At 35.4% G+C, this 12,185-nt stretch carries 16 protein-coding genes and 1 pseudogene; 4 read left to right on the plus strand and 13 right to left on the minus strand.

The features are described from left to right. Positions 1-37: 37 nt before the first annotated feature. A complete protein-coding gene (locus AC1DVP_RS15560; RefSeq protein ID WP_477184407.1) occupies positions 38-397 on the minus strand; it encodes a hypothetical protein in 360 nt (119 codons plus the stop codon). Between the two features lie 8 nt (positions 398-405). After that, entirely contained in the window at positions 406-888 is a 483-nt protein-coding gene (locus AC1DVP_RS15565) for a nucleotidyl transferase AbiEii/AbiGii toxin family protein (RefSeq protein WP_477184441.1), read from the minus strand. A gap of 84 nt (positions 889-972) precedes the next feature. Between AC1DVP_RS15565 and AC1DVP_RS15570 the strand changes: the two are divergent. The 3 genes and pseudogenes from AC1DVP_RS15570 to AC1DVP_RS15580 form a co-directional block, all read left to right on the plus strand. After that, a pseudogene (locus AC1DVP_RS15570) lies at positions 973-1,071 on the plus strand (IS982 family transposase); the annotation flags it as partial. Between the two features lie 119 nt (positions 1,072-1,190). Next, positions 1,191-1,313: a hypothetical protein gene (locus AC1DVP_RS15575; RefSeq protein WP_477184408.1), complete on the plus strand. Its 123-nt coding sequence runs from the start codon at positions 1,191-1,193 to the stop codon at positions 1,311-1,313. Between the two features lie 216 nt (positions 1,314-1,529). Beyond that, positions 1,530-2,198, plus strand: coding sequence for an alpha/beta hydrolase (locus AC1DVP_RS15580; protein ID WP_477184409.1), 669 nt, complete (start codon positions 1,530-1,532; stop codon positions 2,196-2,198). Between the two features lie 277 nt (positions 2,199-2,475). Here AC1DVP_RS15580 and AC1DVP_RS15585 read toward each other — a convergent pair whose 3' ends face one another. From AC1DVP_RS15585 to AC1DVP_RS15635, 11 genes are all read right to left on the minus strand, one after another. Beyond that, positions 2,476-3,528, minus strand: a complete 1,053-nt coding sequence (locus tag AC1DVP_RS15585) for an NAD(P)-dependent alcohol dehydrogenase (RefSeq protein ID WP_477184410.1) — start codon at positions 3,526-3,528, stop codon at positions 2,476-2,478. A gap of 25 nt (positions 3,529-3,553) precedes the next feature. Next, entirely contained in the window at positions 3,554-3,940 is a 387-nt protein-coding gene (locus AC1DVP_RS15590) for a (R)-mandelonitrile lyase (protein ID WP_477184411.1), read from the minus strand. 29 nt (positions 3,941-3,969) lie between these two features. Further along, positions 3,970-4,545 (minus strand): TMEM175 family protein, encoded by a 576-nt coding sequence (locus tag AC1DVP_RS15595; RefSeq protein ID WP_477184412.1) that lies wholly within the window; start codon positions 4,543-4,545, stop codon positions 3,970-3,972. Between the two features lie 10 nt (positions 4,546-4,555). Further along, positions 4,556-5,125: an NAD(P)H-binding protein gene (locus tag AC1DVP_RS15600; RefSeq protein WP_477184413.1), complete on the minus strand. Its 570-nt coding sequence runs from the start codon at positions 5,123-5,125 to the stop codon at positions 4,556-4,558. Positions 5,126-5,199: 74 nt separating this feature from the next. Further along, positions 5,200-6,033, minus strand: coding sequence for an SDR family oxidoreductase (locus AC1DVP_RS15605; RefSeq protein ID WP_477184414.1), 834 nt, complete (start codon positions 6,031-6,033; stop codon positions 5,200-5,202). Between the two features lie 11 nt (positions 6,034-6,044). Then, complete coding sequence (locus AC1DVP_RS15610; RefSeq protein WP_477184415.1) at positions 6,045-7,025, minus strand: aldo/keto reductase; 981 nt, start codon at positions 7,023-7,025, stop codon at positions 6,045-6,047. Between the two features lie 12 nt (positions 7,026-7,037). Further along, positions 7,038-7,511 carry a nuclear transport factor 2 family protein gene (locus AC1DVP_RS15615; RefSeq protein WP_477184416.1) on the minus strand — a complete coding sequence of 158 codons (474 nt, stop codon included), beginning with the start codon at positions 7,509-7,511 and terminating at the stop codon, positions 7,038-7,040. Positions 7,512-7,532: 21 nt separating this feature from the next. Next, positions 7,533-8,684, minus strand: a complete 1,152-nt coding sequence (locus AC1DVP_RS15620) for an aldo/keto reductase (protein ID WP_477184417.1) — start codon at positions 8,682-8,684, stop codon at positions 7,533-7,535. Between the two features lie 32 nt (positions 8,685-8,716). Then, positions 8,717-9,568, minus strand: coding sequence for an aldo/keto reductase (locus AC1DVP_RS15625; protein ID WP_477184418.1), 852 nt, complete (start codon positions 9,566-9,568; stop codon positions 8,717-8,719). A 12-nt stretch (positions 9,569-9,580) separates the two neighbouring features. Further along, positions 9,581-10,051, minus strand: coding sequence for a nuclear transport factor 2 family protein (locus AC1DVP_RS15630; RefSeq protein WP_477184419.1), 471 nt, complete (start codon positions 10,049-10,051; stop codon positions 9,581-9,583). A gap of 59 nt (positions 10,052-10,110) precedes the next feature. Further along, on the minus strand, positions 10,111-11,100 hold the full coding sequence (locus AC1DVP_RS15635) for an aldo/keto reductase (protein WP_477184420.1): 990 nt from the start codon (positions 11,098-11,100) through the stop codon (positions 10,111-10,113). A 173-nt stretch (positions 11,101-11,273) separates the two neighbouring features. On the opposite strand from AC1DVP_RS15635, the gene AC1DVP_RS15640 reads away from it, so the two are divergent. After that, positions 11,274-12,170: a helix-turn-helix domain-containing protein gene (locus AC1DVP_RS15640; RefSeq protein WP_477184421.1), complete on the plus strand. Its 897-nt coding sequence runs from the start codon at positions 11,274-11,276 to the stop codon at positions 12,168-12,170. The last annotated feature ends 15 nt before the right edge of the window (positions 12,171-12,185 follow it).

A 12,185-nucleotide genomic window follows, 5' to 3' on the forward strand; every position in this document is an offset into this window, starting at 1 on the left:
ATGATAAGGAAGGAAGCCGTAATAATTAAAGGTAAAATTAAACTTTTATTTTATGTCTGCAAAACTGTAAATACATATAATGTGGATGTGTTAAAAAAATACATCTTAACTTTTCTTTACATTCGTTTGGATAGAAATAGTAAAGTTTCGAAAACTTCATTTTCTCCTGGAGGTTTACTTTGCCTATTAGTAATTCGTTAAATTTTGACCCGGTATAAACTTTTTTCACGGTATTCCAAACCATTTCAGTTTCACTAAAAATCAATGCTTCTTTTGGGTATTTGTACAGCCAATTTTTATCATTGGGTATGGCTTTATCACCATCTCTTGCAACTCGCAGTAACATTGTGTCAAATGAACTGGAACCAACAAAGTCTTTTATGATATCAAGCTTCATTAATAAGGTTAAATCATAGGTATGGGCACTTTATTAGATAGATCGGCTAATGGATTTTCCGTATAAGAAAACCGAACTAAGCTAATTATCTTTTCACAAAAAGTTCGCTCAACAGCTAAAGCTTTAACTGTAAAATCTTCTAATCCGAATTGAGTAATTAGTGCTGCATTAGGAGTTGTTTTGATATAATCTGCAATCAGAGTGCATATTGATTTAGTCACATTAGGTTCAAAATTGCCAAGATGTGATACTTCCAAAGTAATGTCATCTTTCACTTCTCCATATTTTCCTTTTACACCAGCTTTTGGAAAGGAATAAACTATTTTTCTTAAACTCCCTTTCTTATTAATATTTGGATGATCAGTAACAATATCAAGAATAGAATTATCAATTATGGCAGTGACTTCTTTCAGTCTTCTTTTAAGGTCATTTCCGGTATCACTGTTATTTTTTATGATAACCATATCAATATCTTCCGAAAATCGTTTAATTAATTCAAGGTGCTAATTTATATAGCATAAAAAAACAAAGCAGAGGTTAAATAAATTTGTTTTGCGAACCAATAAACAGAACCAATGCTTTGTAAATACAAAATTATATCATTTTTTTGTTTAATAGATGATATTTTGCAGGGAATTAACCATGTAGAAGATGTGAGAAGAAAAATAAAGAATCTGAAACAATTGAAAAAGAGGCATTTTTGCTTCATCTAGATGATTGCATTAAGTATCTTTCGTTTGAAGACGCAATAACTGCTTGTAAAAAATGTGCATATAATTTTGATGTAAAAAAAATGGAATTATGTCCTAAATGTAAACAGCATTACAAAGGACTTCAGTATCCAACCTGTATCGAATGCTTACTCGAAGACAAACTAAAAGTTGCCTTAGAAAGCATTCAAATCGGAAAAGAATGACATGAAATGCATAAAAGACTAGGAATAGACTAAAAACCTGCTGGTAACAGCTAAAACGGATTTAGGCAATTGGCTTAATGGAAAGTTGGTTTTCTATTTGGGATGAGTTGGCAAATCCGAAAATAGGGCTTAATTTATTTCTCAAACCCGCTGTATTAGGTGGGACGTTGTAGACAATGTCAACGAAGACCAAAACAATTTTTAAATTAAACAAAAATGAACATTAACTTATTTCTTTGGTTGTTATTAATAACTTTACCAGAAATGGTATTTTCTCAATCGCTCGACTTTACCATTCAAGATGTAAAGTTTGAAAGTCAAGGCGTCACTCTTGCGGGCTCGATTTTAACGCCTAAAAAAACATTTGCAGCAGTTGTAATTGTTCATGGGTCTGATCCTGTAAAAAGAGAAATGGAGTTCGCTAAACGTCTTGCCAAAGAAGGTATTGCTGTATTGACATATGATAAACGCGGCGTTGGAGAATCAGGCGGTGTATATGCAGGCCCATCTGTTGGCACGAATAATATTGACACTACTAATCTTAATTTATTATCTCACGATGCAAGTGCAACAGTAAGTACATTTCGAACCTATTTGAAAGATAAAAAAATACCAATTGGATTAGTTGGCTTCAGTCAAGCAGGATGGATAATCCCAATTGCTGCAAGCAAAAATCCACAAATAGAATTTATGGTTTCATTTAGCTGCCCTACAATTACAACTCTAGAACAACTTCGATTTCAGTTTTATACCAATGGAAACAATAATTTTTGGGAAAATCATACAGAATCAGATGCTCGTGAACATATCAAAAATGATTCTGACAGGTATCAATCAGCAAGGGTTTCGTTGCGTGCGCAGCACGAAAAATGGAATTTCTGTTGAACGGAACTAAAAGTCCTATTTCTTTGAATTGATTTCTCTTATCATACTTTCGAGTTTTGCTTGCTGTTGTTCGAGTTTTTCATAATACTCCTTTTGTCTTCTCTCAAAAATGACTTGTTTCACATGAAGTTCATTGTTTACTCGAACAAGTTCTTTCTCCAAAGTGAGAGTTTTATTGTGATTATTTGGTAAATTAGAAAAGCAACTATTGAAGAATATTGAATTAAAAAGCATTACAAGTTTGCTGCAATGCTTTTTACAATTTGAGTTTTTGTGATTATTTTAATGAAGCCATATCAATTACGAAACGGTATTTTACATCGCCTTTTTCCAGTCTTTCAAAAGCGTTGTTGACATCCTGAACTTTAATTAATTCAATGTCGGCAGTAATATTATGTTCCGCACAAAAATCTAACATTTCTTGAGTTTCGGCAATGCCTCCAATATTTGACCCCGAAAAGCTTTTTCTTCCCATTACCACATTAAAAGCGCCTACTTCTAAAGGCTCTGGTGGCAACCCGACCAATACAACCGTTCCATCGTGTTTTAAAAGGTTCAGATATGAATTAATGTCGTGTTTTGCCGATACTGTATCAATAATAAAATTAAGTTTACCAGTATATTTACTCATTTGTTCTGCATCAGTTGACAATACGGCATTATCAGCACCTAGACGCTTGGCATCTTCGACTTTAGATTGCGAAGTGGTAAACACGGTTACTTCAGCTCCCATTGCTTTGGCAATTTTGATAGCTAAATGACCTAAACCGCCAATACCTAGAATACCTACTTTTTTACCTGGTCCTGCATTCCAATGTTTTAAAGGCGAATATACAGTAATACCGGCACACAATAATGGTGCAGTTGCGGCAAGATCCAAACTTTCTGGAACGTGCAATACGTATTTGTCTTCACAAATATAGGTTTCAGAGAATCCTCCATAAGTGACTCCACCCAAATATTTATCGGGTGAGTTGAAGGAGAAGGTAGGGAACTGATCGCAAAATTGTTCCAACCCTTCCTGACAGCTTTCGCATTCTTGACAAGAATCAACAATACATCCCACTGCGGATAAATCCCCAATTTTAAAATTCTTGACGTGAGCACCAACTCTTGTTACTCGTCCCACAATCTCGTGTCCTGGAACAATTGGGTATGCTGTCATTCTAAAATCATTCTTGATTTGATGTAAATCGGAGTGGCATATTCCGCAGTACAGGATTTCCATCTCAACATCGTGAGCCTGCAACTCCCTGCGGTTGATGCTAATTGTTTCTAAAGGCTGGTCGGCTGCCTTTGTTCCAAAGGCTTTTACTGTTGTAGTTTCCATATTAATAGTAATTAGATTCTGTTATTTAATTATTATAGTCCTCTTCGCTTACTGCTTCCAACCATTCGGTTTTATCCTCATCGTAGTCAGGTACAAGGGCAATATGGCGCATCAAACTGCTATGAGAAGCTCCATGCCAGTGCACTACATTTTTAGGAATTTTAACCACATCCCCTTTTTGTATTAATTGAATAGGTTTTCCTTTTTCCTGATAATAACCAATTCCTTCAATCACAAACAGTATTTGTCCGCTAGTATGAGTATGCCAATTGGTTCTGGCTTTTGGTTCGAAAGTTATCGTTCCCATATTGATGTTATATCCTTCATCGGGTGTTACATTCATATTGACCCAAACGATTCCCGTGAAATAGGCTGCTGGAGCAGCTGTTCCTTTTTCTGTAAATGTTGTCATTTTAAAATGTTTAATTGTTTTAGTGTTTATTAATTTTCTTCCTGCTCAAATATATGATTAGGAATGAACCAAGATAAAGACGTCAGTATTATAATTATAAACGCTGTTTTTGGAAAACTGCATATAGATAAAATTATCGCAATACTATTTAAAACAAGGCTGAAATACGATTTCTTATGACCTTTGAAGGTGTTGGAAAAAGAAGAATTATTACCATGCAATCTGCATAATTGAGCTACTAAAAACATATATACAATTATACTTAATGTGAGTAAACTGGCATAAATGGTAACCGTTACAGCTTTAAAATCATTTTCGCCCATTGTAGCTGTTGCAAAAGGAACAAGTGAGAGAATAAAAAGATTAATCATATTAATCCAGAGCACTTTATTATCAACCTTAGAAACCGTTTGAAACAGATGATGATGGCTTGCCCAATTTAATCCCACAAAAAGAAAACTTACTGCATAGCTAATGAATACAGGCCACATTGCTAAATAAGTTTCTAAATTAGGGTTATGTGGAACTTTAAGTTCTAATACCATTATTGTAATGATGATAGCATAAACCCCATCTGTAAATGCTTCAATTCTATTTTTTTCCATGCTTCATTTGTTAAGGTTTGCTAATTCCTAAGTTTTCATTTTTATGCAGCTCTGGATTCTGAACAATAGTTGCTACAAATGCTGCAATGCTCTTTCTGGAAATTGCCAACCCTTTCTCTGGCGTGCCTTTTTGGGTGATGGCATAATCTACCTCATTAGCATTGGTAAACCATTCCGGTCTCAGAATGGTGTAATCTAATCCTGAAGCTTCAATAACATCTGCCAATTTTCTGTAAGGAATTAAAATGGGTTTCATCGGCGATTCATAAATACCAATAGAACTAATGGCAATTACTCTTTTTACATTTGTTTCAATCATCGCTTTTACGATGTTTTTTGACATTGCTTCCAGATTACCTGCAAGATTTATATAGACAATATCCTGACCGGAAACTGCATTTTTTAGTTTTGCATAATCCATAACATCTGCTTCTACAATCGTGCAGTTTGCGGTGTAATTTGCTATGTGGCTTTTGTTTCTTGCCAATAGCGTTAAGTGTACATCGGGTACATTTTTCAACGTATCTATTACGTATTTTGCAAGACTGCCGCCTGCCCCAATTACTAATACTTTTTTCATTGTTTTGTTTTTATTTATTTGTCCATTTATGTTTATAGTAAAAAACATTACAGTTATAAAAAGGAATATACTTTTTATTTCGGAGCTAATTCCCCATACCAATAAGCAGAAGTTACGCCACCATCCATCAAGAAATCGCTTCCTGTAATAAAGGCACCGTCTCGTCCCATTAATAAAGCACCGACTACGCCGACTTCGTCTGGTGTGCCAGCTCTTCCTGCAGGTGAAATTTCAAGCATTCGACGGTAGCCATCTCCGCGTGGTCCATTCAATTCATCATAAGCAAGAGGTGTCATAATAATTCCGGGACTAATGGTATTGATTCGGGCTCCTCGTTTTCCCCAACGTACTGCTTCTGCTTTCACCCGCAATGAATTTCCTCTTTTGGATAATTGATAAGCAAATAGCGAACTATCTACGGTTTCCGATTGTAAAAACGGAAGTGAAAGCAGCTCTTCTGTGGGAGTAACTGCCAATGCTTTATCTTGTTCGGAAGTCAATGAAGGTAAACGATGCCCCGATTGGGAAGCAATCACCACACCCGAACCACCGCTTTCGATAACATTGCCAAATTCTTCCAACACCAATGCTGTTCCATACAAATCGACTTTAAATATAGTAGATGGCGATGCTTGCGAGGGAGAAACTCCGGCAGCGTGAATAAGCCCTGTAATTCCCCCAATTGCTATGGCTTTTTCTACAAGTGCTTGAACAGATACTCTTGAAGATACATCCACAATAGCTGTACTTACTTTAAAACCCGCATCTCTAAGAATTTTTGCGGCTGTATCGCTATTTTCCTGATTCAGATCAGCAAGCAAAATATGATTTCCTGCACCCACACGTCTGGCAATGGCCTGACCAATAGATCCAGCACCGATTACAACAATTACGGTTTCTTTTTTCATTTTATTAGATTTTAGTTTCCAACTCTTTTTTGCAAATCTGCAGGATAACGGTCTCCTTGTATCGTGGTTTGTGCAAATGCGTAATCAATTTTTTTAATATCATTAGCAGATAAATGAATAGAAGCCCCTCCAATATTCTCTGTTAGTCGGTGTGATTTTGTAGTACCTGGAATTGGCACAATCCAAGGTTTCTGTGCCAACAACCAACCTAATGCAATTTGTGCAGTTGTTGCTCCTTTTTGAAAAGCAATTTCACCTAATAAAGTTACTAATCGTTGATTAGCTTTTCTGTTTTCTTCACTAAAACGAGGTACAATATTTCGAAAATCGGTTGAATCAAATTGTGTGTTTTCTGTAATGGCACCAGTCAAAAAACCTTTTCCCAATGGACTAAAAGGCACAAAACCAATTCCTAATTCTTCTAATGTTGGTAAAATTTCTAATTCTGGTTCTCGCCACCAAATAGAATATTCGCTTTGCAAAGCCGTTACAGGTTGTACAGCGTGAGCTTTTCGAATCGAATCGACTCCAGCTTCTGAAAGGCCAAAGTGTTTTACTTTTCCTTCTTGAATAAGGTCTTTAACCGTTCCTGCCACATCTTCCATGGGTACATTTTGATCGACTCTGTGTTGATAAAATAAATCAATGACATCTGTTTTGAGTCGTCTTAATGATTCCTCAGCAACTGCTCTGATGTTTTCAGGTCGGCTGTCTTGTCCGTTAGCCACAACTCCATCTTTAAAACCAAATTTTGTAGCAATAACAACTTCTTTTCTAAACGGATTTAACGCTTCTCCTACTAATTCTTCATTAGCAATTCCATAAGCTTCTGCCGTATCAAAAAAGGTAATTCCTTGTTCGTAGGCTTCTCTAATTAATTTTATACCTTCTTGTTTGTCAGTTGCAGGACCATAACCAAAACTCAATCCCATACAGCCCATTCCTAATGCTGAAACTTCTAATCCTTGTGTTCCTAATATTCTCTTTTCCATAATTTTTATTTTTTAAAATGTGATAGCAACCGATTTTAGAATAATCCATTTTCCGTTACGCTTTTCAAGCTGCATCGTCTGTTGCAAACGCCAGTTATTTCGTGTACCCCAAATGCGTGCGTCCAAAAGGTTTTGCCCAACGAACGTTGCTTTGTCAGTATCAATTTTCACGGAAGTTTTTACCTCTTTATATGAATAGTATTTCATTCTCTCACTTTCAATTTCAGAAAACCATTCCTCTTTTGACTGTACATATCCCGTAATATGCGTGAGCGTGAAATGCATATCTAAAATTCTGTTCAGTCCTGCTATGTCCTTGTCAATCATTAACTGTGTCAATTGGCGAGTTACATCAAGTACTTGAGATTCGTTATCCTCTAATTTATCAGTCTCCATTACGTTTTTTGGTTTTGAATTTATTTGCGGACAAGCTGTAGTTATATCTAGAATAAGCGATAGAAGTAGCAATTTTATATGAAGTTTCATTAGTTCGAGTATTTAAATTATCTAATTCTTTTTCAAAGGAGCTTCTACACCTGAGTATGCTAAAACAGCTGTAGGTAATCTTTCTCCCAAAATTTGAATAGTATTTAATTGCTCATTGAATTCCTTAAATTCATTTGCAGAAAATTTCACATTGTCTGCTCCTATGTTTTCTAACATGTGTGCCATTTGTGTTGTGCCAGGTATTGGAACAATCCACGGTTTTTGTGATAGTAGCCAAGCTAATGATATTTGAGCTAGCGTAGCTTGTTTCTTTTCACTCCAATTTTTTAACAAATTGATGAGTGCTAAATTATTAGGCAAATTTTCGGGTGAGAACCTAGATTCGATAGCACGGATATCTCCGGGAGCGAACCGTGTATTTGCGTCAATTGCTCCAGTAAGGAAACCCACACCAAGCGGACTCCATGGAACGAAACCAATGCCGAGTTCCTCACAGAGTGGAATAATTTCCTTTTCAGGACCACGCCATAGCAGCGAATATTCATTTTGTATAGCTGTAATGGGATGGATTTTATGTGCTCGTCTTACCGTTTGTACACCCGGTTCTGAAAGCCCATAATTCAATACCTTTCCATCTTTTATTAAGTCTTTGATAGTGCCAGCAACATCTTCAATCGGAACATTTGGGTCAACACGATGTTGATATAATAAATCTATGCGGTCAGTTCGAAGGCGTTTGAGCATTCCGTCAACAACAGCTTTTATGTGTTCCGGACGGCTGTTAAGTCCCGGATTTCGTTTACCAGTTTCTTGATCGATATTCCATCCGAACTTTGTTGATACAACTACTTTATCACGGAAAGGCGCAATACCTTCACCAAGAATTCGTTCCACTTCGTGCGGACCATAAGCTTCGGCGGCATCAAATAAAGTTACGCCATTATCGAAAGCAGTTCTAATGATATTGAACATTTCGGTTCGGGTAGGAATCGTAGTTTGATACGTGCGGCTCATATTCTGAACACCGATGCCTACACTGGATACTTCAAGTGATTTACCCAATTTTCTTCTGCCAGAAAGGGGTTGCAGAGAATTATCTTTCCCCAAAGGTTTAGATTCCGAATTTGTAGTTTGAGCAACAGAGGTGAAAGGCAATATTGCGCTTCCAGCCAATGCCAGTCCTGCTGTTTTTAATAGGTTTCTACGATTCATAAATATATTTTTAGATTGACGTATTTCTTTAGTTATATATCTAGCTTTCTTTCACTCAGCCATTTCACCATCGCTGGATCTCTGTGGTCAAAAAACAAACTTTGATTCGTATCTAAGGTTGCGATATTTTCCATATCCTCATTAGAAAGATTGAAATCGAAAATGTTGAAATTTTCTGCCATTCTCTCTTTTTTAACAGATTTAGGGATTACAATAACACCTCGCTGTGTTAACCAGCGAAGAATAACCTGAGCAATGCTTTTGTTGTATTTTTTACCGATAGTACTCAATAATTCGTTTTTGAAAATGTCATTTTTCCCTTCTGCAAATGGACCCCAAGATTCAATTTGCACATTATTCTCTTGAAGGAATTTTTGTATCTCAATTTGCTGATGAAAAGGATGTGTTTCGATTTGATTAATAGCAGGAACAATTTTGTTATGCAAAATTAAATCGATTAATCTATCAGGATGAAAATTCGCAACACCAATAGCTTTCACCTTTCCTTCGGCATATAATTCCTCCATAGCCCTCCATGAACCATAAACATCACCATAAGGTTGATGAATAAGGTACAAGTCCAAGTAATTTAATTGTAATCTGTCCAATGAGTTTTGGAACGCTTTTTTGGTGCTTTCGTAACCTGCATCCTGAACCCAAAGTTTAGTTGTAATGAAAAGTTCTTCTCTAGCAATACTGCTTTTTTTAATAGCATTACCAACAAAAATCTCGTTCATATAGGAAGCAGCAGTATCCAAAGAGCGATATCCAACATTAATAGCATCTATTACGCTTTGTTCACATTCTAGAGGGTCTGTAATTTGGAATACGCCAAAACCTAAAATTGGCATTTCAATACCGTTATTCAATACTATATTTTTCATCTACTATTTTTTTTAAATTAAAGGTTGTCCTAAATCTACTTTTTCCTGCCAAGTAAAAAATGATTTTCTTTTCGATATTAGCCATTTTTTATCTGAGCGTTCAAACTCATCGTGATAAATAACGCCTAAGTTTGTTTTCATTTTTTTTTCATTTTCATCTCCAACAAGAGTTACTGAACAATAGGAAATACTGCTTGCTTTATCTCCATTTAATTTAACCGTTTGCTGTCCGTTGATATGATAAAGTGTTTCAAAATTTTTAACAAAATCTGCAAACCCTTTACTAATTTCTGCTCTTCCATTAAAAACTAATGCAAGTTGTCCGTTAAAATACGATTCCACGACTGCATTTTCAGTAAAAAGGAGCGATTGTGTTTGCAAATCTCTTTTGTCTGCTAAAATTGAAAAAGTATCAAAAGTTTCTCTTATTGCCATCTTATCTTCGATAGCGCTTATTCTGATATTAAGATTAGTTTCTTCCATTTTATATAATATTAATTTGTTAAAATGATTTATACTTAAACATATTAGTATGCTTGATTTTATTTTTCTGACATTGAAAGCAAACCTTCATCCAGTCTTGAACCTTGAATTTTGATTGCGGCTAACTGCTCATCGATATATGTAAGGTCTAAAGCTGTTAGTTCAAGATCTACAGACTTAATATTGTCTTCCATGTGTTTTAAATTAGTCATTCCGGGAATAGGAACAATCCAAGTTTTTTGAGCTAATAGCCAAGCCAATGCTATACGCACTGGTGTAGCATTTTTTTCTTGAGCAATGGTTCTAAGCATATCCACAACTGGCATATTTGCTTTTATAGCTTCTTTCGTAAATCTTGGAAAGTTTGCTCTTAAGTCGGTAGCACTATCAAATTTTGTATTGGTATCAATTTCACCACTAAGAAATCCTGTTCCTAAAGGTCCCCAAGGCACAAAACCAATTCCTAATTCTTGGCATACAGGTAATACTTCTAATTCAGGCTCCCTTGTCCAGATAGAATATTGATTTTGAACCGCAGCTACAGGATGAATGGCGTGTGCTCTTTTAATAGTGTAAGCTCCTACTTCTGAAAGACCATAATGAAGAATTTTTCCCTCGTTAATTAAATCTTTAAGCGTTCCTGCCACTTCTTCAATCGGAATGTTTGGATCAACTCTGTGTTGGTAGAACAAATCGATATAGTCAGTTTTTAGACTTTTCAAAGAAGCTTCTGCTACCGCTCTAATATTTTTAGGACGGCTATCCGCTCCTGTAATAGCTCCATTTTCTAATTTGAATCCAAACTTGGTTGCAACGACAACATCTTTTCTAAAAGGAACTAATGCTTCACCCAATAATTTTTCATTGACATACGGGCCATACGCCTGCGCAGTGTCAAAAAAAGTAATGCCTCGCTCCAAAGCGGTTCTAATGACTTGTATGGCTTGACTTTCTTCAACAGCTATTCCTGTTCCAAAACTTAAATTCATAACCCCCATTCCAAGTGCTGAAACTTCTAATCCGCTGTTTCCTAATATTCTTGTTTTCATTTTAAATGACTTTTTGATTGTAATTTTTTGATAGTACAAAGTTCCTTCAATAGCTATTGTCGTTTTGTATATAAATTACGGATGTTAGTACCATTATTACTGATTTGGCGACCCAACCTAACACCTTAACAATCTGCGCAGTATATTTGTACTATAAATTTAATAAATACATTATGGATACTATTATAAAGCTTGAAAAAGTCTCTCAATACAATATGCTGAAGGATATTGAAACAAAACATCCTTTGATAAGTGTTTTTGATAATTCCATAACAAAAGCATTACCTAATCACAGTCGCATGTATTTTGGATTCTATGCCGTCTTTTTAAAAGCAGGACATTGTGGGGAATTGAAATATGGACGTAACAATTATGATTATGATGAAGGCACACTTGTATTTGTTGCGCCGGGACAGGTTATTGAAGTCAATAATGAAGAAAATTACCAGCCTTCTGGTCTAGCACTGCTTTTTCATCCTGAACTAACAAAAGGAACAGCACTTGGGAAACAAATGAGTCAGTATTCTTTCTTTTCATATGAGTCGCACGAGGCACTTCATTTGTCTTCAAAAGAACAGCAGATTATAAAAGATTTATTTAGTAAGTTAGATTATGAACTAAGTCAATCTATTGATAAGCATAGTAAAAGCATTATAACCAATAATATTGAGTTACTGTTGAATTATTGTGTTCGGTTTTACGACAGGCAGTTTATAACCCGTGAGAACATCAATACTGATATCTTATCCAAATTTGAAAATTTATTAAAGGATTATTTTCAATCAGAAAACGCACAAAATTTAGGACTTCCTTCTGTTGGGTATTTTGCGGATCGTCTGCATCTTTCTCCTAATTATTTTGGTGATTTAATCAAAAAAGAAACTGGTAAAACTGCGCAGGAACATATTCAATTAAAATTAATAGATATCGCAAAAGAGAAAATTTTTGATACTGAAAAGTCAGTCAGTAAAATTGCATTTGAACTCGGTTTTAAATACCCGCAGCATTTTAATCGAATGTTTAAAAAAAGTACGGGTTATACGCCGAATGAATATAGAAGTTTGAATTAATTTTACCGAAAAAAA

The sequence above is a fragment of the Flavobacterium sp. P3_A6 genome (assembly GCF_056403035.1).